This window comes from Muriicola jejuensis, assembly GCF_010671595.1.
Classification (GTDB): domain Bacteria; phylum Bacteroidota; class Bacteroidia; order Flavobacteriales; family Flavobacteriaceae; genus Muriicola; species Muriicola jejuensis.
On record NZ_JAABOP010000001.1, the window covers coordinates 1,427,146 to 1,453,620 of the forward strand.

Below are 26,475 nucleotides of genomic sequence, written 5' to 3' on the forward strand. Positions count from 1 at the left end.
GGATTATTAACAATTAACAATACAAATATGGCATTTGAACTACCAAAATTACCCTATGCATACAATGCGCTCGAACCGTATATAGATGCGCGTACCATGGAGATCCACCATACAAAGCACCACAACGGATATACCTCAAAACTAAATGCTGCCATTGAGGGAACACCCATGGCCGGCAAGGGCATAGAAGAGATCCTCAAAGGACTCGACATGAATAACAAAGCGGTGCGAAACAATGGTGGGGGATATTTCAACCACTGCCTGTTCTGGGAGATCATGGGTCCCAATGCCGGGGGAAACCCGTCTGGCGAACTCGCAGACGCTATCGGAGATGCTTTCGGGTCTTTTGAGAACTTCAAGAACAAATTCAGCGATGCGGCCGGAGGTCAGTTCGGTTCCGGATGGGCCTGGCTTTGCGTACACAAAGGAGGAAAGGTTGAGATCTGTGCGACGCCGAACCAGGACAACCCATTGATGCCCAATGTAGGCTGTGGAGGGTATCCCATCCTGGGGATAGACGTCTGGGAACACGCTTATTACCTGCACTACCAGAACAGACGACCTGATTATATCAACGCTTTTTTCAATGTGATCAACTGGAATAAAGTGGCTGAGAGCTACAAGGCACACAAATAATTGAGCAGAGACAGGAATTATAATGAGAACCGCGACTCTAATTGGGTCGCGGTTTTTTTATATAATGATATGACTGTCAATAGAAAAGGGCGGAGAAGCCTCCACCCTTTTCGTCCCAAATCTTACCATAAACTTAACCTACTTATGCTATGGCACTACTAAATTACTGGTATTGTGAGAAATAACAAAAAAAAACAAGGAAATTTTGGACAATAAGATACTTTCAGCCAAAGAAGAAATGGACTGAAAAGAAAAGATTTCAGGTAATATTCTGATAATCAGAAATAAAAAAGGCAGGATAGATCCTGCCTTTTTTCCCCAAATCTTACCATGAACTTAACCTACTTATGCTATGGTCCTCCAAATGTAATTCAAGGCCGGGCGCCGCAAAAAGGTTTTGGACAAAATCCTTTTTAATCAGATGAAATACCATTTGAGGAGGATTGACGGGCTGAGGTTGAAGAAACGGACTACAAAAGGCGGTATTGAGGGCATTCTGGACGGTTGAACAATAAAAAAGGTGGAGAAGTCTCCACCTTTTTTGCCCCAAATCTTACCATGAACTTAACCTACTTATGCTATGGCAAGTCTAAATGTAACTTTGATTGCCCCCGTTCGACGATAAAGGCGATGAAATGCATAAAATATCGATGAAATGCACAATTTTTAACAAAACCCTCCTGTTTTACCCTAATAGGCCCGTTCGTTCTTGCCTTCATAAAAGTTGATGAATGCCCTGTTTACGACCTTATTTCCTCCCGGAGTGGGATAATCGCCTGTAAAATACCAGTCGCCCAGATTCTTCGGACACGCCTGGTGGAGGTTCTCAATGGTCTGGTAGATGATCTCGACCTCGGCTTTGATTCCTGCCGGACTCAGGAGCTCCCCTATCTTCTGAGAGATCTGATCCGCACTGAAGGGGGCGTAAAATTCCTTTACATAATTGATGATCTCGCTGTCCTGCCGGTGGATCTGTTCTTTGCATTTGTGATAGATGTCCTCCACGAGAGACAGACTGTTGTTCTCACGGTGCAACTCCAACGCTGCCTTGAAGGCGATGAAATCCTCCAGTTTTGCCATATCTATCCCATAGCAATCGGGATAGCGGATCTGGGGAGCAGAAGAAACCACGATGATCTTCTTGGGCGACAGCCGGTCGAGGATACCTAATATGCTGTTCTTTAAAGTAGTGCCACGGACGATACTGTCATCTATGATCACCAGGTTGTCATTTTCGGTAACCGAGCCATAGGTAATATCGTAGACATGTGCCACCAGGTCATCCCTGCTGCTGTCCTGGGTGATAAACGTCCTCAGCTTGGCATCCTTTATAGCGACTTTTTCAATTCTCGGCCGGATCTCGAGGATCTCGTGTAATTCGTCCCTGCTGATGCCCGATCCGATCTCCAGGATCTGTTCTTCCTTTTTCTTGTTCAGGTAGTTCTGGGCTTCTCTCACCATCCCCAGAAAGGAGGTTTCTGCCGTATTGGGGATATAGGAAAAGACGGTATTCCTGATATCGTGATCGATGGAGGTAAGGATCTTGGGGAAAATGAGCCTCCCCAGTTCCTTCCGTTCCTGGTAGATCTCAAGGTCGCTCCCTCTCGAGAAATAGATGCGTTCAAAGGAACACGCCTTCCTCTCCATGGGTTCCATGATCTTTTTCACGCTTACTTTTCCGTTCTTCTTGATGATGATCGCATGCGCGGGGTCCAGTTCTTTCACGGCCTGGTACTGAACGTTGAAAACGGTCTGTATGGCCGCCCTTTCAGAGGCCACGACCACAACCTCCTCGTCCTGGTAAAAATAGGCAGGACGAATACCAGAAGGGTCCCTGAGTACAAAGGCATCCCCGTGTCCGAGCATGCCGGCCATGGCATATCCGCCATCCCAGTTCTTCGCAGCCTTTCTAAGGATCTTTGCCAGGTTGAGACGCTCAGCGATCAGGGGGGAGGCTTCCATCTTATTGAACCCTTCCTTTTTGATCTGTTTGTAAAGTTTTGCGACCGCGTCGTCCAGGAAATGACCGATCTTTTCCATGACCGTTACCGTGTCCGCCATTTCTTTGGGGTGCTGTCCCAGCTGTACGAGGTTGTCGAACAACTCGGCCACGTTGGTCATATTGAAGTTTCCGGCTACGATCAGGTTCCTGTGCATCCAGTTGTTCTGGCGCAGGAAGGGGTGGACGTTCTCTATACTGTTTTTCCCGAACGTACCGTATCGAACATGGCCCAGAAGTACTTCGCCAATGTAGGGGATATGCTTCTTTTGAGCCTCTGCATCATCGGCGTATTCCGGATGCTCCACAAAGGCCCGGTTGACGCGGTCCGTGATCTGGGCGAAGATATCCTGAATCGGCTGTGCCTGTACGGACCTTACCCTGCTCATATATCGCTGTCCGGGTTGTACATCCAGTTTGATACTCGCAAAACCAGCCCCGTCCTGTCCCCGGTTGTGCTGCTTCTCCATCATGAGGTACATCTTGTTCACCCCGTAGAAAGCAGAACCGTATTTTTTCTTGTAATAATCAAGGGGTTTCAGCAATCGGATCAGCGAGATCCCGCATTCGTGTTTTATGGCGTCGCTCATAGTTCAATTCATAAAAAAAGCCCTGATCCGGCAGGGCATTATCTCAACTCAATATCGAATTGTGTCAACTGTTTAAATTGCTCCAGTCGACTTTCAGCTTCTTCCTTAGTCAGATCCTGCATCCGCTCGGTACCGAACTTCTCCACGCAGAAGGAAGCGAGGTTGGATCCGTGGATCACCGCATTCCTGAGATTGTTAAAGGACACATTTTCCGTTTCTGCCAGGTATCCCACAAATCCGCCTGCAAAGGTGTCGCCCGCCCCGGTTGGATCAAAAACATCCTCAAGCGGGAGGGCAGGAGCAAAGAAAACTTCCCCATTGTGGAATAGCAGGGCCCCGTTCTCCCCTTTCTTGATCACCACGTACTTCGGACCCATTCGATGGATCTTCTGTGCCGCCCTGACCAGGGAATATTCGTTGGAAAGCTGCCTTGCCTCGCTGTCATTGATCGTGATCACATCCGTCCTGCCAATCACCTCTTTCAACTCAGGCATGGTGTGGTTCATCCAGAAGTTCATGGTATCGAGTACGGTGATCTTTGGCTCTTCCTTCATCTGTTCGATGGCCTTGAGTTGGACGGAAGGGTGCAGGTTGCCCAGCATGAGCACGTCTGCATCCCTGAAGTGTTCCGGGATCACAGGTTCAAAATCCGCCAGGACGTTCAGCTCGGTGGTCAGGGTTTCCCTGCTGTTGAGGTCTGTATTGTATTTACCGCTCCAGAAGAAGGTCTTCCCCTCTTTTTTGATCTCAATGCCAGAGATGTCGATCCCTTTTTTCTTGAGCAGGCTCAGGTACTCCTGTGGAAAATCCCCTCCTACTACGGAAACGATGGCTGTTTTTGCCTTGAATTGGGCGGCAGCCAGGCCAATAAAGGTGGCAGCACCTCCCAGGATCTTATCCGTTTTTCCGAAAGGGGTTTCTATAGCGTCAAAAGCTACCGTTCCCAATATCAAGAGCTTGCCCATAAACTAGCTTCAAATTCGATGCAAATATACGCTTTTGTAATTGCCCCGGCAGACTTAGAATTCAGGAATACTCCCCTCGCTTATTTTCGACCGAAATCAGCCGGTATCTCACCCCAGGCAAGGGTTTCCCATTTTACGATGGGGGTGGTGTAGGAATTCTTTTGCAGCCATTTCTCTGCCCGTTCTACGAGGTCGAAAAGTTCCCGGTTTCTGGGATTGGGTTCCAGTTTGGTGTTGCAGCGTTTTTTCCGCACCCAACTGATAGCGGTACGCGAATCGGAATACAGGACCCTGTCCGAGCGGCGTTCTTTTAAAAACGCGAGGCCGTGAACGATGGCCAGGAATTCCCCGATGTTATTGGTTCCTTCTGGAAAAGGTCCTTGTTTAAATAGTCTTTTCCCGGTCTTGGTATCGACGCCCTGATATTCCATTTTACCGGGATTGCCACTGGAAGCTGCGTCTACGGCTATGGAATGCAGGTTGGGCTCCCCGATCCTGATCAATTCCTCGGACGTGAGCCGGGGCTCTTTCTTCTTTTTTTGCCCTTTAAAGGCGGCGTATGAACTGTTGTAGGCCTTTTCGGCCAGCTCCTTATCTGCAAAACCCATGTACTGAGCACCTTTTATTCCGGAGATCTGCCGTTTACATTCTTCCCAGCTTCCGTAAACCCCGGGGACCTTTCCCTTCCAGACCACGTAGAATTTGTTTTTAGACGCCATCAGTTTCCGGTTAAAAGCTCTTCGATAACCCTCGGGAAATGCTTGTGTTCGAGCAGCCTTACCTTCCTGCCGATCTCTTCTGCCGAATCTTCCGGATCCAGGGATGTTCTCTGTTGCTCGATAACAGCTCCCTCGTCATACCTTTCATTCACGTAGTGGATGGTGATGCCGGATTCCTTTTCCCCATGGGCTTTTACCGACTCATGGACGTAATGCCCGTACATGCCTTTTCCCCCGTATTTGGGGAGGAGTGCAGGGTGAATGTTGATGATTTTGCCGGAGAATGCCTGTACCATTTCCTTTGGTATCAGGCGGAGGAAGCCCGCCAGTACAATGAGATCCGGGTTGATACTTTTCAGGAGTTGGAGGACCAACCCCCCTCCTTTGAAGCTGGCACGATTAAAATAAAACGCCGGGATACCGAGGGAGTTGCAACGCTCCAGGACATAGGCATCCTTTTTGTCCGTAAGGACACAGGAAATAGCAATTCGGGGATGATCCTCAAAGTACCTGGCGATGTTCTCCACATTGGTGCCGGAACCTGAAGCGAACAGGACGATATGTTTCATTTTTGAATTCAAGTAGTGGAAGTTTGATCGACCCGTCGGGAGGCTAACAACATGGTTTACAGTTCAGAAAAGGGCGATCAGCTTGGCATCAGTAACCTGTCCTCACGCGTATTTTTTATGCCACTAAAGTAATATACTTGCGATTAAATTTCTTAAATTACCCTACAATTTGGCTTCTGGTGGTGAATTTCCACCAAAGTTTTTTATTTTTGCCAACAATTAAAAATTTAAACCAAAAAAATTATGTCAGACATTGCATCAAGAGTAAAGGCAATCATCGTTGATAAGTTAGGAGTTGATGAAAACGAAGTTGTGGCAGAGGCTAGCTTCACCAACGATCTCGGGGCAGATTCATTGGACACTGTTGAACTGATCATGGAATTCGAAAAAGAGTTTGATATCCAGATCCCGGATGACCAGGCAGAGAATATCGCAACCGTCGGCCAGGCTATAAGCTATATTGAAGAGGCCAAATAAATAATGATATAAGTAACATCTTGTAATTTATCCATGTGGTTTCCACGCTGCATGGATATTTTTTTTAATTTTCGCTTGGTATAGGTACATCTCTCATAAAAAATGGTTCTATGGAGTTAAAACGAGTAGTAGTCACCGGATTAGGCGCATTAACGCCCATTGGGAATACCCTCGAGGAATACTGGGAAGGACTCAAATCAGGGAAAAGCGGTTCTGCACCTATTACTTACTACGATACCGAAAAATTTAAGACCAAGTTCGCCTGTGAGCTAAAAAATTTCGATCCTCAGAATTTTTTTGACAGGAAGGAAGCCAGAAAACTTGACAGATTCACTCAGTACGCCCTGGTTTCCTCAGATGAGGCTATTGCAGATTCGGGTCTCGACCTGAATGCGCTGGACAAGTTCAGGGTAGGCGTAATCTGGGGAGCCGGGATCGGGGGTCTGGAGACCTTCCAGAACGAGGTGATGGATTTCGCCAAGGGGGATGGAACTCCCAGATTCAATCCTTTTTTTATCCCCAAGATGATCGCAGACATCGCCCCGGGGAATATCTCGATCAAGCACGGGTTCATGGGTCCCAACTATACGACGGTTTCGGCCTGCGCCTCTTCGGCAAACGCCATGATCGATGCCCTTAATTACATCAGACTGGGATATTGTGACGTAATTGTGACCGGAGGAAGCGAAGCTGCAGTGACCATGGCCGGTATGGGGGGCTTTAACGCCATGCATGCTCTTTCCACCCGAAACGACAGCCCGGAAACGGCCTCAAGGCCTTTTGACGCCACCAGAGACGGATTCGTCCTGGGGGAAGGCGCAGGTGCCCTTATCCTGGAAGAATACGAGCACGCCAAAGCCAGGGGCGCCAAGATCTACGCCGAGATGGTCGGCGGAGGGATGTCCAGCGATGCTTACCACATGACAGCTCCTCACCCCGATGGGATCGGTGTGGTCCGCGTGATGGAAAACTGCCTTCGTGATGCCGGCATGAAACCCGAAGAAATAGATGCCATTAATACCCATGGAACTTCTACACCTCTGGGGGATGTGGCCGAACTGAAGGCGATCTCCCAGGTATTCGGAGAACACGCACCTGATATCAATATCAATTCGACGAAATCCATGACGGGCCATTTGCTGGGCGCGGCAGGGGCCATAGAGGCCATCGCCTCCATCCTGGCCATGAAGCACAGTCTGGTACCGCCTACGATCAACCATTCCACCGTAGACGATAATATCGATCCAAAATTGAATCTGACCCTGAACAAGGCACAACCCAGGGATGTAAAGGTGGCCATGAGCAATACCTTCGGATTCGGCGGGCACAACGCCTGCGTGATCTTTAAAAAAATAAGTTAGACGCCGGATGAATTTTCCCTCAAATATCTTCAATTCCCATTCTAAAAAGGATGGGGATTTTTTTTTAGGGATATCAAAAGTACTGGGCTTCAAGCCAAAGGATGTCAGTATCTATAAAAAGGCGTTCCTGCATCGTTCCGCCAACCAAAAAGATAAGAAGGGCAATCCGATGAACTACGAGCGCCTGGAATTCCTGGGGGATGCCATGCTGGGAACCATTATCTCCAAACACCTCTACAACGAAGTTCCTGGAGGGGATGAGGGCTACCTGACAAAAATGCGATCCAAGATCGTAAGCAGGAAGCACCTCAATGAACTGGGGAAGGACCTGAACCTCATACGTTTTGTAGAAACAAAGATCCCAAAATCCCATTTTGGAGACAATATCCACGGGAACGTTTTTGAGGCCCTGATCGGGGCCATCTATCTCGACAAAGGGTATAAGTACTGTGAAAAGTTCATTCAGGAACGGGTGATAGAACCCTACGTCGACATCGAACAGCTGGAAGGCAAAGTGATCAGTTACAAAAGCCTTCTGATCGAATGGTGCCAGAAACAAAAGAAGGAATTCAAATACGATGTGTACGAAGACAACGGGAACGATCCTTTGAAACACTTTGGGGTGAGGCTGACCATCAACGGCAAACAGGTGGCCAAGGCCCGGGCCACCTCCAAGAAGAAGGCAGAAGAAAAGGCCTCAAAAAGAGCCTTTTTTGCCCTGCAGCACAAAATAGAAAATTCCTGATCCTTTCCATTGAGAAAAGATGTGCGCTCCTATTTCACCGGGAACTGACTAGGTGAATAACGTTATAAATTATATATTTACATCTTAGGCTTTTTTATGGGGTCAAGCATGCGGATATTGGAAGATTTTTATGCTGAGGAGTTTGCGCTGGCAGGGATTCACACCGGCCTGGAGGACTACTCCCTGGTCTACGCCCTTAACAAAATCCTGAAACTCAACCTCAGGAGGGCCGTAGAGGATCTTTCTTTTACCTCCGGGATCTTTTACCCGTATTTTGAATGGAAGGATGAATTGTATGACCGGAACTGGTCGCTCCTGACCAATTCATGTATAACGATGCACAGGGGCCATTCGGATGATCTTTTTCCGGAAGAACCTTCTTTTTCGAACCATCCCCTGGTGCCCGAACACAAAGGAGTGAACTTCCTGCTAAAAACAGAAGAGGATGCATTGAATGCGGAGGTGATCTCAAAGATCAAAACCATTCCCGGTGTTATTACGGCCTATGTCATTGAAACAGTGAGCCTGAAGTCGAAGACCAACTTAATTTTTTAGAGAATGCCGAACAAGAAGAAGACAAAGATAGTAGCTACCCTTGGACCTGCCTGCAGTGACAAGGAAACGCTCAGGAAAATGATTGAGGCCGGGGTTGATGTGTTTCGCGTCAACTTCTCCCATGCGGATTATGACGATGTTAAGGCGCGTATTGAAATGATCCGAGAGCTCAACGATGAGCTGGGCATATACACGGCCATCCTGGCCGATCTTCAGGGACCAAAACTCCGGGTAGGAGTAATGGCCGGGGAAGTGGTGGTGGCCCCTGGGGATGAGATCACCTTTAAGACGGGAAAGCCTTTTGAAGGCAATTCCCAAAAAGTCTATATGAACTATAGCGAATTCCCCAGGGATGTAAATCCGGGAGAAAGGATCCTCCTCGATGACGGAAAACTGATCTTCGAGGTGCTTGCCACCAACAAGAAAGATGAAGTACAGGCCAGGGTGATCCAGGGAGGGCCGCTGAAATCCAAAAAAGGGGTGAACCTGCCCAACACGAACATTTCGCTTCCCGCCCTGACCAAAAAGGACATCAAAGATGCGATCTTCGCCATTTCCCAAAAGGTAGACTGGATCGCATTGAGCTTTGTACGCTATAGTCAGGACCTCATCGACCTGCAGAACCTGATCGAGGAACACTCCGAGCACAAGATCCCCATCGTGGCCAAGATCGAAAAACCAGAGGCCGTTGAGAACATCGACAAGATCGTATCTTACTGCGACGGACTCATGGTGGCCAGGGGAGATTTGGGGGTTGAAGTACCTGCCCAGGAAGTACCATTGATCCAGAAGACACTTGTGCTAAGGGCCAAAAGGGCCAGAATACCAGTGATCATAGCCACTCAGATGATGGAAACCATGATCACCAGCCTTACGCCCACCCGGGCTGAAGTGAACGATGTGGCCAATTCCGTTATGGACGGTGCCGATGCGGTCATGCTCTCCGGGGAGACCTCGGTGGGGAATTACCCCGTACAGGTTATAGAGAAAATGTCGAGTATTCTGCAAAGCGTAGAGGGATCTGAGCTTATCAAAGTGCCCCAGGAACCACCCCATATCAGGACTAAGCGATACATCACCAAAGCGGTCTGTTTCCACGCGGCCACCATGGCCAATGAGATCAAGGCTAAAGCGATATCGACCCTGACCAATAGCGGATATACGGCCTTCCAGATCTCTGCCTGGAGACCCAGTGCACATATCCTGGTTTTCACTTCCAATAAGAGGATCCTCACCCAGCTGAACCTGCTGTGGGGAGTTAAGGCTTTTTATTACGACAAATTCGTGTCTACCGATGAGACCATAGAGGATGTGAACCGCATCGCCTGTGAAAAAGGTTTCCTGGAAGCCGGGGATATGCTTATCAGCCTGGCGGCCATGCCCATCAAAGCCAAGGGAATGGTGAACACCCTTAGGGTCACAGAAATCGATTCCTGTAGTTTTTAGGGGATTACAACTCAAGTCTGAGCTGTACAGAAACACTCTTTTCCCCCTCGTGAGAAGCGTCCTTTCCCCTGAGGTTAGACAAGGAGATCCCCAAAAGCCTGACCGAATTGTCCAGGGGCTGCTGGTAGAGCAGATCCAGGGCGGTGTCCAGGATCAGGTCTTTGTCTGAGATGAAATAAGGAAGGGTCCTGCTTCGGGTTTGCAGCGTAAAATCACTGTATTTGATCTTTAGGGTAACCGTTCTGGCGGAGGTGCCCGCTTTTGCAACCCTCCTGGCCAGTTCTTCGGCGATGAGTCCCAGCCGGTCTTTCATGAATACCTCGCTGCTCAGATTCTCGCTGAATGTCCGTTCGGCCCCCAGGGATTTGGGAATGCGGTGAGACCTGACCTCACTGCGATGGATCCCCCGGACCACTTCATAATAGTGGATCCCGCTCTTGCCAAAGTGCTCTTCCAGGAATTCCAGGCTTTTATCCTTCATATCCTTTCCTGTAAAGATCCCCAGCTGATACATCTTTTCTGCGGTCACCTTGCCCACACCGTAGAACTTCCTGATGTCCAGGTCTTCGAGAAATGGGATCACTTCTTCCGGTTCTATCGTCTTCTGCCCGTTGGGTTTATTGATATCGCTGGCTACCTTGGCTATAAATTTATTGACCGAGATACCTGCTGAAGCCGTCAGGCCGACTTCCTCGAAAATACGTCTGCGGATCTCACTGGCGATCAGGGAGGCGGAGGGATTGCCCGCCATATTACTCGTTACATCCAGATAAGCCTCATCCAGGGAAAGGGGTTCCACCTTGTCTGTGTAGTCAAAGAAGATAGACCGGATCCTGGAGGAGATCTCCTTATACCGGTCGAACCGAGGTTTTACAAAAATGAGTTCAGGGCATAACTTGGCGGCCAAAACGCCACTCATGGCACTCCTCACCCCGAATTTTCTGGCCTCATAACTGGCGGCAGCCACAACCCCTCTTTTTGCACCTCCTCCAACCGCAATGGGCTTTCCTTTCAACTCCGGATGGTCTAACTGCTCTACGGATGCATAGAAGGCATCCATATCCACATGGATTATTTTGCGGATGGGAAATTCGAAAGACATAAACAAATTTAAGTCATATCTTAGTTTTATGGACCAGGCCGTTAAAACCGCTATACTTTTGGGAGCTACAGGATTGACTGGGGGTAGATTGCTGGAAAATCTCCTCTCCGACACGAGGTATGGACGGATCAGGGTTTTTTCCCGTTCCCCTTTGGATATTTCCCATCCCAAACTGGAAGTGCACAAGGGGGATCTCTTAAAGCTCTCCGAGTTCAGGTTGTCCTTTAAAGCAGATGAGGTCTTTTGCTGTATAGGCACGACCAAAGCTCGTACCCCCGATAAGGAAAAGTACAGGGCCATCGATTACGGCATCCCAGTGGCCGCTGCACAATTGTGCAGGGAGAACGGTATAGAAACCTTCCTGGTCATATCTGCCCTGGGGGCAGATCCCAGGAGCCGGGTCTTCTACAACCGTACCAAGGGGGAAATGGAAAAGGCGGTTTTGAATAGAGGGATTAAGCGAATCTTTATACTTCAGCCTGCGTTGATAAGTGGGCAAAGGGATGAAAGCAGGCCCGGGGAATGGATCGCAAAGCAGCTTTTTAAGGTGCTGGACCTTTTGCTGATCGGACCTCTGAAAAAGTACAGGTCCATAAAGGCCGAGGAGATCGCCAGGGCCATGATCTGGCTTGCCAACAACGACTATGAATTTAAGAGGATAGAATCTGATACCATAAAAAGCCTGGCTAATGCTTGAGATTGAAAGAAAGTTTCTGGTAAAGTCCGATGCTTACCGAATGGAGGCCTTTGACAAGAAGGAGATTATTCAGGGGTTCCTCAACACCCACCCAGACAGGACCGTAAGGGTGCGCCTGAGCGGTAACAAGGGTTTTATAACGGTAAAGGGAAGGACGGATGCGGAAGGGATCACCAGGTTTGAGTGGGAAAGGGAAATACCGGCCGTGGAGGTCAGGGCCCTTCTGGAGATCTGCGAACCCGGAGTGATACGCAAGGTGCGCTATCTGGTCAGGAGCGGAGAACACCTGGTTGAGGTCGACGAGTTTGCAGGAGAGAATGAAGGATTGGTCGTCGCCGAGATCGAAATGAATGAAATCAATGAGTTTATTCTAAAACCAGACTGGCTGGGGGATGAAGTAACAGGTGAACCAAAATACTACAATTCCCAGCTTAGCAAAAAGCCGTATACCACATGGAAAAATGTCTGAAACTGTTCTGCCTGATCCTCGTTCTTATATTAATGAGTTCCTGCGCTGAGAGAAAAAGCCCAAAGGAACCACACGCAGATACCCATGAGGAATCTCGGCCTTCCCTTGCACAGGTAAAGCAGAACCTGGTGGATAAAGGATATGAAATCTTCGATTATATAGATCCAAAGACAGCAGACACGGTCCTGATGCAGCAGTATTTTATTGCCTTTTTAAAGAAGGGTCCTACCAGATCTAAAAGCAAGGAAGAGGCAGATAGTTTACAGGCCTTACACCTGGAGCACCTCAGCCGGATGTACGATCTGGGCTACGCAGACATTTCAGGGCCTTTCGGGGACGACGGGGAGATCAGGGGTATTACAATCTACAATACTCCCACCTTGGAGATGGCCGATAGCCTGGCCAATTCGGATCCTATGGTAAAAGCAGGCCGACTCGTCATTGAGGTCCATCCCTGGTGGGCTGCCAAGGGTTTTCCCCTCAGATAGGGATTAAAAAGCGCTTTTGAACTGCTCGAGGAATCGCAGGTCATTTTCGCTCAGAAGGCGGATGTCCGAGATCTGATGCAGCAATAGGGCAATACGGTCTATACCCATCCCGAAAGCGAAACCGGAATACTCCTTGGAACTGATACCGCAATTGTCGAGTACATTGGGATCTACCATGCCACAGCCCATGATCTCCAGCCATCCGGTGCCCTTTGTCATACGGTAATCCGTTTCGGATTCGAGGCCCCAATACACATCCACTTCAGCGCTGGGTTCGGTAAAAGGAAAATAGGAAGGCCTTAGCCTGATCTTCGACTTCCCGAAAAGCTCGGTAGTAAAGAATTGCAGGGTCTGTTTGAGATCGGCGAAGGAGACGTCCTTATCGATGTATAGGCCTTCTACCTGGTGAAAAAAACAATGAGACCGGGCTGAAATAGCCTCGTTGCGGTAGACCCTGCCGGGGGATATCGTCCTGATGGGGGGCTTGTGAGTCTCCATATAGCGCACCTGTACAGAGGAGGTATGGGTCCTTAGGAGGAGGTCCGGGTTGGTCTGAATAAAAAATGTGTCCTGCATGTCCCTGGCCGGATGGTGCTCCGGGAGGTTCAGGGCGGTGAAGTTATGCCAGTCGTCTTCGATCTCAGGCCCTTCGGAGACATTGAAACCAATTCGACTGAAGATATCGATGATCTGGTTCTTCACGATGGAGATAGGGTGCCTGGAACCTAATTCCAGCGGTTCCCCCGGGCGGGTGAGGTCGCCATAAACGGATTTTCGGGTAACGCTCTCTTCCAGACTGGCCTTGAGTGCACTCACCTTCTCGGTGGCCAGGACCTTCAATTCATTGATGGTCTTGCCGAATTCCTTTTTTTGGTCGTTAGGAACTTTCTTGAATTCGCTGAAAAAATGGTTCAGGATCCCTTTTTTCCCGAGGTACTTTATCCGGAATTCCTCAACAACTTCTTCGGAGGTGGCAGTGAATTCCTGAACCTCTCTGATATGTTCCTTTAATTGATCGATCATTTTAGGCAGACTTGGTTTCCCGCGTTCAAAAATAGGGGTTTTTTGTTTTCCGCCACTCGTTCTTACAAAGATTCCATCAAGGAGTTCAACCCGAGGGCTGCAGAGATGGGACCGGGTTTTTCAGCACAAACTTTACGCTCTGTCCGAATGTATCAAAAATGTGTTCAGGGGGGATGAGATCCGGGATAATATCTATTCGCTCCATCATATACCGGGGCTGGTCCAGGATCCTGACAAACAGGACACGGATATTTTTAGAACGCAGGTCCTGGAGTACGTCCTCCATGGCGTAGAGTCCTGATTGGTCCATATACTGCATCCTGCCCAGGCGTATGATGACCGTGGTGGCCGATTCCGGGATCTGGTCAGCCAGCATCTGGAAATCACTGGTAGTACCAAAGAACAAAGGCCCTTTAATGTGCTTGATAAAGACTTTTTCCTTGAGTGAATCCGGAAATCCTTTCTCATCGGCCCAGGCCTTTTCACTTCCCGCCGAGCGGATCTCCGAACGTTTGGCCGTGAGGTCACCAATCTTCTTCATAAACATCAGGGAAGCGATCACGAGTCCGATTCCCACGGCGTAAACGAGGTTCCATATGGTCGACAATACCAGGACCACTAGCATAATAATGACCTCAGAACTCAATTTAACAGGGCCTATCACCATATCCTTGGGAAGGCTGGGAATGGCTTTTAAACCTTTGTAATCCATCACCTTGATCCCTACGGTGATCAGTATACCTGCCAGTACTGCTGCCGGAATTTGTGAGGCCACCGGCCCTAAGGCAAGTAGGATAATCAATAAGAGAATGCCCGAGATGACTCCGGATAACCGGGTTTTCCCTCCGGCATTGATATTGACCACTGTTCTGATAGTGGCTCCGGCTCCGGGGATTCCTCCAAAGATGGCTGCAACGCTGTTGCCAATTCCCTGTCCGACCAGTTCCTTATTGGGATTGTGCCTGGTCTTGGTCATGTTGTCTGCCACTACGGAGGTGAGGAGGGAGTCTATGGATCCCAGCAGGGCAAGGGTAAGCGCCGTGAAGACATAAGGGGTAATTGAGGTAAGCCTGAACTGGGTTACAATTCCGAGATTTGGTACGGGAAATCCTTCGGGGATGGTCTCTATAGGACGGTAATCCAGACCAATACCATACGCTATTCCTGAGACCAGGATCAGGGCAGCCAGAGTACTTGGCACCTTGTCGGTGATTTTTTTTAAGCCGAAGATGATCCCAACTGTGATCAGTGCGAGGATGAGTTCGATGAAATCTATATTGCGGAGCGCCCTGGGAAGAACGGAGATGGCGCCAATCACTCCGGAAGCTTCCTTCGCAGCCAGAACCTGTGCCTCCTTGAGGATCTCCTCATCCGTGATCTCTCCGGCCCTGGAGATGGTCTCCTTAAAATCTTCCAGGACCAGGATCCCCTCTCCTGCTTCTTCTCTAAGGATATTTTCCAGGATCAGTTCCTCTGCTTCCGGAGTGAAGGGTTTTACGTAGCTCTCATCTTCTTTGGGATAATATCCCAGGGCAGGGAGTAATTGTGTGATAATGATGATGAGGCCGATGGCTGTCATAAACCCGGACACGACGGGGTATGGGATATACCGTATATAACTGCCAATGCCGATCAGACCGAGCCCGATCTGCATGAGCCCCCCCAGGAGGAACACTGTAAGGATGGCAGGAAGAGCTTTTTCCACACTGCCGTCATAGCCCGCAATAATACCGGCGATCACGATCATACTCACCGCCGTCATGGGCGCAGTAGGCCCGGATATCTGAGTGGGTGTGCCCCCAAAAAGGGCTGCGAAGATGCTTATGAAAATAGCGCCGTACAATCCGGCACTGGGCCCCAGGCCTGAACTAACTCCGAAGGCCAGGGCTAACGGAAGGGCCACGATCCCGGCGGTGATCCCCCCAAGGAGATCGCCCCGAAAATGCGTGAATAGAGCTTTCATAAGAGGTTTGGATCGGTTGTTCCTTCTAAGATACTCTTATTTAAGCAAATAAAAGCCAGTAAAATATACTGGCTTTCATGAATTTGTGGGAAAAGTACATTTAGTCCAAATGATAGATCTCCATAATGTTTTTGAGGATGTCCTCAAAATTGATCCTTAGGTCTACCAGTTTCCCTGTATGTATGTCAAAGACCCAGCCGTAGACCTTTAAGTTTCGGTCCCGGTAGGCTTTCTGTACGGCCGCTGTTTTGATGAGGTTCACGCACTGTTCCTGCACGTTGAGCTCCACCAGCCGTTCGTATTTTTTCTCTTCATCTGAAATGGAATCGAGCTCTTTCCTGTGAATGCGGTATACATCCCTTATATTGCGCAGCCAGGGGTTGAGAACGCCCAGGTCTGCCGACTGCATGGCGGCCTTCACCCCTCCACAGCCGTAGTGCCCGCATACCACTACATGGTTCACTTTCAGGTGTTGTATGGCGTATTCTACCACAGACATGACGTTCAGATCCACGCTGATGACCATATTGGCAATGTTCCTGTGGACAAAGACCTCCCCGGGCCCCAGCCCCATGACCTCTTCAGCCGTGACCCGGCTGTCCGAACATCCGATATAGAGCATTTCAGGGTTTTGACCCTTTCCCATTTCGTCGAAGAATCGGGAATCTGTCTTGAGCTTTTCACTGATCCATTTTTCGTTGTTCTTAAAAACTTCTTCTATTTTCATCTGTCGCTTATTAGGGGTTGTTATGCCGTTTTGGGTCTGAGTGTAAAGAATTTGATAAAACTATCTGGATCTTTGATGATACCTTTTTCAGATATCAGGGTAATGTGAATATTCCTTTCTTTGGCTTTATAAGAGAAATCCTCGAGAATTTCGATAATATCGTTATCCAAATAGCGGGTATTTCGCACATCCAGTTCAAGATAAGTATCTTTAGGGAGACCTTCTAATTCTTTAAGGATGGCCCCTTTGTTAAAAAAGGTCACTTCTTCTGCAAAGGTCATTTTAATCTTGTGAAAACCATTGCTTTTGTCCTGTATGTGAAGAAAATGGGAATTCTGATAGCTCTTGATCAGGATCACGACGATCCCCACGCCAAGTCCCAGTCCAATCCCCACGAGGAGGTCGGTAAATATAATCCCCAGGACGGTGACCGTGAACGGGATGAACTGCTTCCAGCCAAGGGCGTACATTTTCTTAAACAGTGCAGGCTTGGCGAGTTTATACCCTACGATGAAGAGGATTGCTGCCAGTACTGACAAAGGGATCATATTGAGCAACCTTGGGATCAGGATTACGGAGATCAGCAATAAAAATCCATGGATAATGGCAGACATCTTGGATTTTGCCCCCGACTGTATATTGGCCGAACTTCGGACGATCACCTGAGTGATTGGCAAACCGCCTATCAGACCGGAAATGATATTTCCTGTACCCTGTGCCAGGAGTTCTCTGTTGGTGGGGGTCACGTGCTTCTCGGGATCCAGTTTATCCGTAGCCTCCACACACAACAAAGTCTCCAGGCTGGCCACAAGAGCTATGGTGAAGGCGGTAATCCAGATCTCTGGCTGTGTGATCACTCCGAAATTAGGAAAACTGAACTGTGCCAGGAATGACGCTGCATCATCGGGTATGGGTACCTTTACAAGGTGATCTGTGGTAATCCCCCAGAAGGGATGTCCCTTCGTGAGCACAAAAAAAAGTATACCGGTAATCACCGCGACTAGAGGACCCTGAATGAGCTGGAAGAATCTGGCTTTTTTTACCAGAACCCTGTCCCATAACAAGAGTATTCCCAGCCCGAGGATGGCTACTGCCGTAGCCCCCGGACTAATATATCGCAGTGCATTGAAGATTTCCGAAAATGTATTCTCCCCGTCGACCTGTACAAATGCCAGATCTCCTTCGGGGTCCACATCATATCCGAAGAAATGCGGGATCTGTTTGAGAATGATGATGATACCTATCCCAGTGAGCATCCCTTTGATCACGGAAGATGGAAAGTAGTATCCTATAATTCCCGCTCTCAGCAACCCGAAAAGCAATTGGATCATACCACCCAAAACCACCGCCAATAGAAAATTCTGGTATCCCCCCAGGGCGCCTATGGCGGTGAGAACAATAGCCGCCAGACCTGCCGCGGGACCGCTTACCCCTATGGTGGAGCCACTGAGGGAACCCACTACAATGCCTCCTACAATTCCCGCGATCAGTCCGGAGAACAAGGGAGCCCCGCTGGCCAAAGCTATCCCCAAACAGAGAGGAAGGGCAACAAAGAAGACTACGATACTAGCCGGCAAATCATTTTTAAGTGTTTTGAACATAAGAGAATGTGTTTGTTCCTGTACCAGACCGGTACGGGGAGTTATTAAATAATGTAGAATTCAGGCGGTCAGGAAAGTTCTTCGGGAGGGGGGAGCTTTATTTCCAGATAGATGGCACGGAAGGTTTCATTAGTGTTCCAGGCCGAGTGCTCTGAATAGAGTGAAGATAATCCGTTTCTGAGGCTAAAGGGCAGGGAGAAGAGGGTCTCTTCAGAATGATCCACTTTTTCCTGTTCCTTAGACTCCTCTTCGTTCAAATTAAACGCTATACCAGGGCTGTTCTCATCCAGTAATTGAAGAATAGGCGGAGCTGTGATCGACAGAAGCCAAAGGACACTGACGAACACGACGAGACCAGATCTGATTTTTTTTAGCTCCATTTCCCAAAAATAAAAGGAATACTATCAATTCCAAGTAAAAAGTAAACTAAAAGTCTTTCAAAGCCTTCATATCCGAGGCTGGGATCCACCCGTTCTTGCCGTCGGACAACCTGATCTTCTTCCAGTCTTCCAGGGTCTCCTCTACAAAAACCTTGCTTCCTTCGTGGAGGGTGAAAAGGGTAGTGCTCCTGTTGTTGGGTTCTTCTTTCACTGCTGTTTCCCGGGCAAAAATGATCGCAGGCCGGGTATCCCTGTATTCCTGGTATTGCAGAACGGCGAGGGTCACACTCATGACCGTGAGAAAAAGGCAGACCATGCTTCCAATAAACGCCAGTCTTTTTTTATCCGCAAACCTGAAGAAATAGAAGGCTATATACAGCAGGACAAAAAGGATCATAAGAACGATTGAGGTATAGGCCCACTGATCATAGGTCATGATATTCATCACCCGGGAGGTGATCCTTGTCATCGCGCTTTGAGGGATGGGTTCGATCTCATCGATCGTCATCTGCCGGGCATAGTTGAGGTTATCCCTGATCTCCGTATCGTTGGGATCCAGCAACAAGGCCTTTTCATAATAATAGATAGAGGGCGCTATTTCTTTGAGTTTATAGTGCGCATTGCCCAGATTGAAATAGAGGCTTGGTGAGTGAGACCCGCTCTCGAGGATATGCTGATAGTTCTCGATGGCCAGTTCATAGTCGCCTTCGTTATAGGCTTTGGTCGCCTCTTCGAACAACACCTCATTCTGGGAATAACAGAACGAGGCAACGAATAACCACAATAGAAGAATGTGCTTTTTCATATTACAATTGTTTGTCGAGGGATGAGATGACTTCGATGGCCTTGTCGTAATCCTGCTGCATCTGCACCTGTGAAAAGGGACTGTACCTCGCCATTTCGCAGTTCTTGAGAAGGGAAATAAAACCGTCTGTGGCAAGTTCATCGACTTTCTTTTTTGTGAAGAGAGCTTCGATCTTTTCCTTACTGAACTCGGTGGTCTCTATCTTCAGTTTGGCCTTGAGATAGTTGTGGAGCGCTTTTTCCAGTGCTATGTAGAATTCGTCCTTCTCTCCCATGGCCTTCCTGGCTTTGTACAGGTATTTCCTCGCGAGCTTATTGGCCCTTTTGATCTTCCTTCCTGCGACATCGCTTGCAATTGCTTCTCTTCTCCTGCCGAAGATGATGGCGAGTGGAATGATCAAAAGCGGGCTCAGGAAAAAGAGGTAGTAGTTCAGAGAGCCGAAGAACGGAGTCTCTGTCCTGGGGGTCAGATCAGGAGATAATTTTATAAAGTGGAACTGGCTCCCTGTTGCCTGTACCGGCCTTTTGTTGTTGGAAGCGATGGGAATGCTACCCCCTGAGGATTCCAGGGGTCCGCTGGTCACCTCAATATTGATCTCCTCCGAAGACAGTGTTTTATAGGTCTCATCCTCGGGATCAAAATAACTGAAGCGGATAGGGGGTATGGGATAGTTGCCTTTGAATGAAGGCACCACCGTATAGTTGTTGCTCACCTTCCCCTGCATTCCCGAGAGGGTGGTCCTCACGTTTTCGTTGTACTCCGGCTCGTAAACTTCCAGGGAACCCGGCATTTCGAGGGCGGGTAACTGGAAGAGTTTGAGGTTCCCATTTCCTTCCACTTCCACGACGGCCTGCAGGGATTCAGTGGCCTTCAGCGTGCTTTTACTCGTGGTTACCTGAAAGCGGAAGCTTCCCACTGCCCCACTAAAATCGCTGGGTTGCCCCTCCTGGGGAAGGGGTTGTACCTCTATGGTCCTATTTCCGGCAGATACGGTCTTATTGGTCTGGGTATAGATAGGCTGCCCGAAAAAATCCCTCCGGTTAGTGGGTACGTCCAGGGTGATCTCCAGTGAGAGGGGCTCAATTTCAAGGGCCCCGCTTTTCTGAGGATAGAGGACCACGCGTTTCAATATCACGTAGCGGTAGGATTTCCCCTCGTAGGTACCATTCTTTACACTATAAGAGGTAACCGGAATATCCTGGCTCCAGAAGTTGTTGTAAGTAGGGTTGTCCAGAGGGCGGAAATTAGACACATTAATCGTAGGGCTCACGTATAGTTTGTAAACCACGCTCACCGCCTCATTCATGTAGGGATTGGATTTTGAGACCTCGGCCACAAGGTGCAGGTTCTGATCGGCGATGTCATCCGCCGTGAGCTGGTCACTGGGCTTGTCGACCGCCGCGGTCACCTCCACCTTTTTTGGGGTGGTCTTGTAGGTAATCCCGTCAATGACAATGGTCGCCTGATTGATGGTAAACACCCCTCTCTGAGTGGGGGCCAGGGTGTAGGAGTAGGTCTTGGAATAACTTTTAACCCCATTGATCCACGAAGAACTGATAGCTTGGGAAGGCCCCATCAGGACCCTGAATCCCTCGAAATTGGGAGGGGTAAAGTTATCCCCATCCCGGTTCATGGTGAATTCCACACGCAGGCGTTCATTCAATCCGAGTTTTTCTTTGCTCAGATTAGTTTCAAACTCCACGGCCTCATCCTCCTGTGCGAATCCGATCATGGCTCCGAACAGGAACAAGATCACCAGAACCTTGTGTAGTACGGTCTGTTTCATCACCAGTCTTTTGCGTTCTTGCTTTTAGGTCCCTTTACCTTTTTTTCATTCATCTTCTCCTGCACCTTGTTCTCCTCATTCTGCATGGCCTCCAGCAGGTTCTTTATCTGTTGGGGGGAAAGCTGATTGGGTTTGGGTTGATTCTTCTCCTCGGGCTTTTCCCCTTGTTTGGGCTGTTCCTTTTTCTCCTCTCCTTCCCCTTCCTTATTGTCTTCCTTTTCCTGGTCTCCTCCTTCCTTTTCCTGTTGGTCTTGCTGGTCTTCTTTATTTTCCTGCTCCTGCGGGTCTTCCTTTTCTTTTTGGTCCTTTTTCTCGTCTTCCCCGTCCTTCTGCTGATTTTGCTGTTTTTTAGCCAGTGCTTTTGCCAGTGCGAGGTTGTATCGGGTCTCCTCGTCAGACGGGTTATTTCTGAGGGCTTCCTTATAGGCCTCGACGGCCTTTTCATACTCCTCGTTTTTCATAAAGACATTACCCATGTTGTGGAATGCCTTGTGTTTTTCCGGTTTTTCCCCTGCGATCTCCCCTGCTTGCTTGAACCGGCCAAAAGCCTCTTCCAAACTCTCCTTTTTGTAATACGCAGTACCCAGATTGTAAGGGGCTATGGCGTTTTCCCCGCTTTTTGAGATGGCCCTGCGGTAATCGGCTTCGGCTTTTACAAATTCGTTCTCAGACAGTTCCTCGTTCGCTTGCCAGGTCAGGTTCAGGGAATTCTTCAGAGCCTTTTCGGATTCCCTGGCCTTCTCTTCCTGAGCGAAAGCAGAAGAGATCATACCCAGCGCGAGTAAAAAAAACAGCTTATTCATGATCTTCTTCATTAAAAAGGTTCAACTTTTGGAGCCATTTTGTTTTTCTCTCCAGTAAAAAGACATCTAAAAATAGGAAGAATAAGGCTGCGCCCAAAAACCACTGGAACTGATCCTTGTAATCTGCAAACTGCTTTGCCTCAAATTCGGTCTTGTCTATCTGGTTGAGCGCATCCTTGATCTCTTCTACGGCTTTTTCTGTATTGGAGCCGTCAATATATGCTCCATTTCCCTTATCGGCAATTTCCTCCAGGATCTCGGGATGTAGTCTGGTAATGACCACCTCGCCTTGGCTATCCTTTTTCAACTCCTGGGTGATCCCATTTCTCTTGATGGGGATAGGAGCTCCTTTTTCTTTCCCAACGCCTATCGTAAATACTTTGATCCCTTGCTCGACCGCCAGGTCTACGGCATCTATGGCAAGACCGTCACTGTGGTCTTCCCCATCCGATACTATGAACAAGACCCGGTTGGTTTGTTCCTGGTCGTCGTAGAAGGTCGTGGCCAGTTTAATGGCCTCATCGATGGCCGTTCCCATAGACGACAGCAGGTCTGTGTTCAGGTATTGCAGGAACATCTTTGCCACGGCGTAATCCGTGGTGATGGGCAGTTGAGGAGCCGCTTGTCCGGCATAGGCGATGATGCCTATCCGGTCGCTGGCGAGTTGATTGATGATCTCAGAGACCAGCCGTTTTGCTTTTTCAAGCCTGTTAGGGGCTATGTCTTCAGCCAGCATGCTTTTGGATACATCGATGGCAAAGACGATATCGACCCCTTCCCTTTTTACGGTCTCCAGTTTCGTGCCTATCTTGGGGTTGGCCAGCCCCAGGATCAGTCCGGAGAGTCCCAGCAGGAGTACGATAAGTTTTAGAACGCTTTTAAATCCCGAACGGGCCGGGGCGAGTTTTTTGAGCAGTTCCGGATCCGCGAATTTGCGCTGGGTCCTCTTTTTCCAGTACAGCAATACGAGATACAGCAGGACCATTCCCGGAAAGAGGAGGAAGAGGTAGAAATAAGTAGCTTGATCTATCTGTATCACGGTTTACACAAAACTTTTAAATACGGTGGTTCTGAAGAGCCACTCAGAAAGCAGGAGCACACCGGCAAGGAGGATCCAGGGTCTGAATTTTTCTTCGTAATTATAATATCTGAATTCTTCTATTTCGGTTTTTTCCAATTTGTTGATCTCATCGTAGATAGCCTCCAGCTTTTGGTTGTTGGTCGCCCTGAAGTACTGGCCCCCGGTAACCTCGGCAATCTTTTGCAGCAGGGCCTCATCGATCTCCACCTCCCTCATCCCATAGCGAAAGGTTCCATCCGCATTATAGGCGATGGGTGAAAGGGCATTCCCATTGGTGCCCAGGCCTATGGTATAGGTTTTTATCCCGAATTCAACGGCCAGATTGGAAGCCGTTTCGGGTTCTATAAACCCGGAGTTGTTTACTCCGTCGGTAAGCAGGATGATCACCTTGCTGGTCGCCTTGCTGTCCTTCAAGCGGTTTACCGCAGTGGCCAGCCCCATTCCGATGGCTGTGCCGTCTGCCAGCTGGCCATAGGTGATCTCACTGAGGGCATTGAGCACAATCCCCTTGTCACTGGTGATCGGGGTCTTGGTATAGCTTTCCCCCGCATAGGCCACCAGCCCGATACGATCGTTGGGTCTTTCCTCTATAAACTTGGATGCCACCTCTTTCAGAGCCGCAAGGCGGTTAGGCCTGAGATCTCTTGCGAGCATACTGGAGGATACGTCTATCGCCATGACGATGTCGATACCCCTGGTGGTTTTGGTTCGGGTAGATACCTCCCTGATCTGTGGCCTGGCCATGGCCGTGATGATACACGCCAGGGCTATCAGCCGAAATGCAAACAATACAGGTTTCAAACGCGGGAGCCAATCATTCTTGGGGAAACCCTTCAAACTGGGCATCCTTAAGGCAGCCGTTTGTTCCTTGCGTTTGAAAAAATACCAGAGCGCGGCCACCGGTAGCCCCAGGAGCAACCAGAAGAACTGTGGATTTGCAAATTGTATGTTCTCAAACATCTATACCTGTATTTTTACGTCAATAGAATTGATGATACGGTCCATGATCTCTTCGGCATAGGGATCTCCTTCCTCCCAGGAAAGGACTACCTGCTGTTGGAAACCTTTTCCCCCGAAGAGGATAATGGCGTATTTACCCCTGATCCGTTCTCCTCCACTCTCATCCTGATAGATCGCACTGCCGAAAACCTTTATACCGGGCACCCCTGAGGCGGAACTGAATTCCTCCTGTTTGGTGATGATATTTCTCGCGCCCTTGTCCACAAATCCTTTCAGGATCTGATCGATGCTTTTCTGGTAATCCGGTTCCTTAGGTTCTGCCAACAATATAGAGGAAGTTCCCACGCCCAGCAGGTTGTCTGGATTATAAAAGGAAAATACCTGCTTGTCCCGGACAACGTCCTTTTCCTCAGGACTGATCTCCACCTCCTGCCGTATCAGGACGTCAGGGGCTGCGAGTTCCACAGGGGGATAGCCGTATGAGCTGGATACCCATTCGCCTTCAAGCATGTCTTTGGAAGATCGGAAAATGAGGTTGTTCCGGACATTGTCCAGCCCGTAGTAAAATACCGTGGCGATCAATCCCAGAACGATCACGGCTGCTGTGGCCAGGGCTATCTGTACCTTTCGCCTTCGTTGTTTTCTTTTCTTCTGCTCTTCTTTATACGCAGCCTGTTCCATCAATTCTTCCTCAGTGGGCTCAGGGATGGCCTCCTTGGTCTTGATCACGATCTGTTCTATGGCCTTGCGGTCTTCCTCAGCCCGGGAGGATTCCGGTTTTGAACGCGCGAACTTCACCAGGTCGGCCGTGTCCAGGATCCGCTTGAATTGCCGGATCGTCTCATCTTCGATCTTGAGCTCACCCGCATCCTTCATCAATTCCAGCTTGGCTATGAGCTGATCGGTGGTACTTTCCAGGGCCGAAATATGTACATCCTCCTCCAGGTAGGACCGGACGATCTCGGTTAATTCGGAATAGTATTTCTTGTATTCTTCCTGTATAATATATTTGGAATTTTCCAGGCGTTTGAGTTCGAGCAAGGCGCGGTCGTATGGCGGAAGTAGGGCCTCTTCCTCTTCCTGACTCAGCGGCTTGCGCCTTAAGATATACCACAGCAACACAGCGAGTAACAGCAGGGAGCCCAGAATGACCCATACATAAAAGGGAATAGAGGCGGTGTTCTTTTCCACCGGAATGAGGGGTTTGATATCGTAGAATTCCTTGGAGACCGTATCCACCTCTATGGAGGTTACCGAAATCCTCAGGGAATCCGTAAAATATCCTTTACCGTCTATCTCTATCCTTTGGGTGGGAAGGAGGTAGTTCCCGGAATCGAACTGTGTCAGGGCATAGATCTTTTGCAGCGTCATCCTGTCTAATTGGCGCGTGGTGTCTGTCTTGAAAGCTTCCACGGTCTCCAGGGGAGAGAAGGTCTGTCCTTCTGGGAAAATCACACTGGAGGTCGAATCGGCTTCCACGGTGACCGTGAACCGGATCTGTTCACCAATCTTGATCGCAGTGGTATCTACAGAAGTAGAGACCTTCGGCCCCTGCTGGGCCAGGGAGGAAAATGTGAGTCCCAATAGCAATACCAGGGTCCCTGCCCATCTGCCGAGGCCTGAAAATCTATTCTCTGTAGGGTTGCACATTTTCATAATATCAAGCGCGTTGCTTAAAATATCCCAGTAATTTTTTTACATAACTCTCATCCACCCTGCATTGCAGGATTCCCGCACCCGACTTGGTAAATGCGTTCCTGAAATAATCCACCCTCTCCCTGTAATGGGCCTCGTAGGCCCTTCTTACCTGTTTGGATGAGGTATTCACCAGGTGGAATTCCCCCGATTCGGCGTCCTGCATCTGTACCATCCCGAGGTTGATCATGTGTTCTTCCTTCGGATCGTACACGCGGATCCCCGTTACATCGTGCTTGTTCCCCACGATCTTGAGGGTGTGTTCGTACTCCTCCATCAGAAAGTCTGAAAGGACGAATACGATGGCCCTTTTCTTCATGACATTCGAGAGGTATTTCAGGGCCTCACTGAGGTCGGTTTTTTTGCTTTTGGGGTGAAATTCCAGCAATTCGCGAATGATTCGAAGCACATGGCTTTTCCCTTTTTTAGGCGGGATGAACAATTCCACCTCGTCCGAGAACATGATCATGCCAACTTTGTCATTATTCTGCAGGGCAGAAAAGGCCAGGGTGGCCGAGATCTCCGTGATCACCTCTTTCTTGAACTGGTTCACAGTACCGAAATGCTCGGACCCACTCACGTCGATTAGGAGCATCAGGGTGAGTTCACGCTCCTCCTCGAAGACCTTGACAAAAGGTTCGTTATACCGGGCAGTCACGTTCCAGTCGATCGACCTCACGTCATCCCCGTACTGGTATTGGCGGACCTCACTGAAGGTCATCCCACGCCCCTTGAAGGTGGAGTGGTACTCTCCTCCGAAAATATGATCAGACAACCGACGGGTCTTGATCTCGATCTTCCGAACTTTCTTCAGTAATTCCTTGGTATCCATA

General features: G+C 49.0%; 26 protein-coding genes. 9 read left to right on the top strand and 17 right to left on the bottom strand.

Annotated features, from left to right (window positions below):
- Positions 1 to 27: 27 nt before the first annotated feature.
- On the top strand, positions 28 to 636 hold the full coding sequence (locus GWK09_RS06245; RefSeq protein ID WP_163692128.1) for a superoxide dismutase: 609 nt from the start codon (positions 28 to 30) through the stop codon (positions 634 to 636).
- Between the two features lie 690 nt (positions 637 to 1,326).
- Here the strand turns inward: GWK09_RS06245 and GWK09_RS06250 are convergent.
- From GWK09_RS06250 to purN, 4 genes are all read right to left on the bottom strand, one after another.
- Positions 1,327 to 3,225 (bottom strand): amidophosphoribosyltransferase, encoded by a 1,899-nt coding sequence (locus tag GWK09_RS06250; protein WP_163692129.1) that lies wholly within the window; start codon positions 3,223 to 3,225, stop codon positions 1,327 to 1,329.
- A gap of 38 nt (positions 3,226 to 3,263) precedes the next feature.
- Entirely contained in the window at positions 3,264 to 4,190 is a 927-nt protein-coding gene (locus GWK09_RS06255; protein WP_163692130.1) for a PfkB family carbohydrate kinase, read from the bottom strand.
- Between the two features lie 80 nt (positions 4,191 to 4,270).
- Positions 4,271 to 4,909 carry a ribonuclease H1 domain-containing protein gene (locus GWK09_RS06260; RefSeq protein ID WP_163692131.1) on the bottom strand — a complete coding sequence of 213 codons (639 nt, stop codon included), beginning with the start codon at positions 4,907 to 4,909 and terminating at the stop codon, positions 4,271 to 4,273.
- A complete protein-coding gene (gene purN / locus GWK09_RS06265) occupies positions 4,909 to 5,478 on the bottom strand; it encodes a phosphoribosylglycinamide formyltransferase (RefSeq protein WP_163692132.1) in 570 nt (189 codons plus the stop codon). Before purN ends, GWK09_RS06260 begins: the two co-directional genes overlap by 1 nt.
- 243 nt (positions 5,479 to 5,721) lie before the next feature.
- Here purN and GWK09_RS06270 point away from each other — a divergent pair, with 243 nt between their 5' ends.
- The 5 genes from GWK09_RS06270 to pyk all read left to right on the top strand — a co-directional run bounded on the left by GWK09_RS06270 (position 5,722) and on the right by pyk (position 10,062).
- Positions 5,722 to 5,955 (top strand): acyl carrier protein, encoded by a 234-nt coding sequence (locus GWK09_RS06270; RefSeq protein ID WP_009778413.1) that lies wholly within the window; start codon positions 5,722 to 5,724, stop codon positions 5,953 to 5,955.
- 110 nt (positions 5,956 to 6,065) lie between these two features.
- Entirely contained in the window at positions 6,066 to 7,316 is a 1,251-nt protein-coding gene (gene fabF, locus GWK09_RS06275; RefSeq protein ID WP_163692133.1) for a beta-ketoacyl-ACP synthase II, read from the top strand.
- Between the two features lie 7 nt (positions 7,317 to 7,323).
- Complete coding sequence (rnc, locus tag GWK09_RS06280; protein WP_163692134.1) at positions 7,324 to 8,061, top strand: ribonuclease III; 738 nt, start codon at positions 7,324 to 7,326, stop codon at positions 8,059 to 8,061.
- 108 nt (positions 8,062 to 8,169) lie between these two features.
- Complete coding sequence (locus GWK09_RS06285; protein WP_163692135.1) at positions 8,170 to 8,616, top strand: IPExxxVDY family protein; 447 nt, start codon at positions 8,170 to 8,172, stop codon at positions 8,614 to 8,616.
- Between the two features lie 3 nt (positions 8,617 to 8,619).
- On the top strand, positions 8,620 to 10,062 hold the full coding sequence (gene pyk / locus GWK09_RS06290) for a pyruvate kinase (RefSeq protein ID WP_163692136.1): 1,443 nt from the start codon (positions 8,620 to 8,622) through the stop codon (positions 10,060 to 10,062).
- Between the two features lie 4 nt (positions 10,063 to 10,066).
- On the opposite strand, the gene dinB is transcribed toward pyk, so the two are convergent.
- Positions 10,067 to 11,164, bottom strand: a complete 1,098-nt coding sequence (dinB, locus tag GWK09_RS06295; protein ID WP_163692137.1) for a DNA polymerase IV — start codon at positions 11,162 to 11,164, stop codon at positions 10,067 to 10,069.
- A gap of 28 nt (positions 11,165 to 11,192) precedes the next feature.
- Here dinB and GWK09_RS06300 point away from each other — a divergent pair, with 28 nt between their 5' ends.
- Genes GWK09_RS06300 through GWK09_RS06310 form a run of 3 tightly spaced genes read left to right on the top strand, consistent with a single transcriptional unit; the run spans position 11,193 to position 12,818 of the window.
- Positions 11,193 to 11,861, top strand: a complete 669-nt coding sequence (locus tag GWK09_RS06300) for an NAD(P)H-binding protein (protein WP_163692138.1) — start codon at positions 11,193 to 11,195, stop codon at positions 11,859 to 11,861.
- A complete protein-coding gene (locus GWK09_RS06305; protein WP_163692139.1) occupies positions 11,854 to 12,330 on the top strand; it encodes a CYTH domain-containing protein in 477 nt (158 codons plus the stop codon). Before GWK09_RS06300 ends, GWK09_RS06305 begins: the two co-directional genes overlap by 8 nt.
- Positions 12,315 to 12,818: a YciI family protein gene (locus GWK09_RS06310; RefSeq protein ID WP_163692140.1), complete on the top strand. Its 504-nt coding sequence runs from the start codon at positions 12,315 to 12,317 to the stop codon at positions 12,816 to 12,818. The genes GWK09_RS06305 and GWK09_RS06310 overlap by 16 nt, the downstream gene beginning before the upstream one ends.
- Before the next feature lie 3 nt (positions 12,819 to 12,821).
- On the opposite strand, the gene pheS is transcribed toward GWK09_RS06310, so the two are convergent.
- From pheS to GWK09_RS06370, 12 genes are all read right to left on the bottom strand, one after another.
- Complete coding sequence (pheS, locus tag GWK09_RS06315) at positions 12,822 to 13,841, bottom strand: phenylalanine--tRNA ligase subunit alpha (protein WP_163692141.1); 1,020 nt, start codon at positions 13,839 to 13,841, stop codon at positions 12,822 to 12,824.
- Positions 13,842 to 13,926: 85 nt separating this feature from the next.
- Positions 13,927 to 15,804 (bottom strand): SulP family inorganic anion transporter, encoded by a 1,878-nt coding sequence (locus GWK09_RS06320; RefSeq protein WP_163692142.1) that lies wholly within the window; start codon positions 15,802 to 15,804, stop codon positions 13,927 to 13,929.
- Between the two features lie 100 nt (positions 15,805 to 15,904).
- Entirely contained in the window at positions 15,905 to 16,531 is a 627-nt protein-coding gene (locus GWK09_RS06325; protein ID WP_163692143.1) for a carbonic anhydrase, read from the bottom strand.
- Between the two features lie 20 nt (positions 16,532 to 16,551).
- Positions 16,552 to 18,132 carry a SulP family inorganic anion transporter gene (locus tag GWK09_RS06330; protein WP_163692144.1) on the bottom strand — a complete coding sequence of 527 codons (1,581 nt, stop codon included), beginning with the start codon at positions 18,130 to 18,132 and terminating at the stop codon, positions 16,552 to 16,554.
- A 68-nt stretch (positions 18,133 to 18,200) separates the two neighbouring features.
- Positions 18,201 to 18,512 carry a hypothetical protein gene (locus GWK09_RS06335; RefSeq protein ID WP_163692145.1) on the bottom strand — a complete coding sequence of 104 codons (312 nt, stop codon included), beginning with the start codon at positions 18,510 to 18,512 and terminating at the stop codon, positions 18,201 to 18,203.
- A gap of 46 nt (positions 18,513 to 18,558) precedes the next feature.
- Positions 18,559 to 19,317, bottom strand: a complete 759-nt coding sequence (locus GWK09_RS06340) for a tetratricopeptide repeat protein (RefSeq protein ID WP_163692146.1) — start codon at positions 19,315 to 19,317, stop codon at positions 18,559 to 18,561.
- Position 19,318: 1 nt separating this feature from the next.
- Positions 19,319 to 21,103 carry a BatD family protein gene (locus tag GWK09_RS06345; protein ID WP_163692147.1) on the bottom strand — a complete coding sequence of 595 codons (1,785 nt, stop codon included), beginning with the start codon at positions 21,101 to 21,103 and terminating at the stop codon, positions 19,319 to 19,321.
- A complete protein-coding gene (locus GWK09_RS06350; RefSeq protein WP_239530704.1) occupies positions 21,103 to 21,906 on the bottom strand; it encodes a tetratricopeptide repeat protein in 804 nt (267 codons plus the stop codon). Before GWK09_RS06350 ends, GWK09_RS06345 begins: the two co-directional genes overlap by 1 nt.
- Positions 21,899 to 22,945 (bottom strand): VWA domain-containing protein, encoded by a 1,047-nt coding sequence (locus GWK09_RS06355; protein WP_163692149.1) that lies wholly within the window; start codon positions 22,943 to 22,945, stop codon positions 21,899 to 21,901. Before GWK09_RS06355 ends, GWK09_RS06350 begins: the two co-directional genes overlap by 8 nt.
- Positions 22,946 to 22,948: 3 nt before the next feature.
- Entirely contained in the window at positions 22,949 to 23,947 is a 999-nt protein-coding gene (locus GWK09_RS06360; RefSeq protein ID WP_163692150.1) for a vWA domain-containing protein, read from the bottom strand.
- Positions 23,948 to 25,597: a BatD family protein gene (locus GWK09_RS06365; protein WP_163692151.1), complete on the bottom strand. Its 1,650-nt coding sequence runs from the start codon at positions 25,595 to 25,597 to the stop codon at positions 23,948 to 23,950.
- Between the two features lie 10 nt (positions 25,598 to 25,607).
- Positions 25,608 to 26,474, bottom strand: coding sequence for a DUF58 domain-containing protein (locus GWK09_RS06370; RefSeq protein ID WP_163692152.1), 867 nt, complete (start codon positions 26,472 to 26,474; stop codon positions 25,608 to 25,610).
- Position 26,475: the final 1 nt, after the last annotated feature.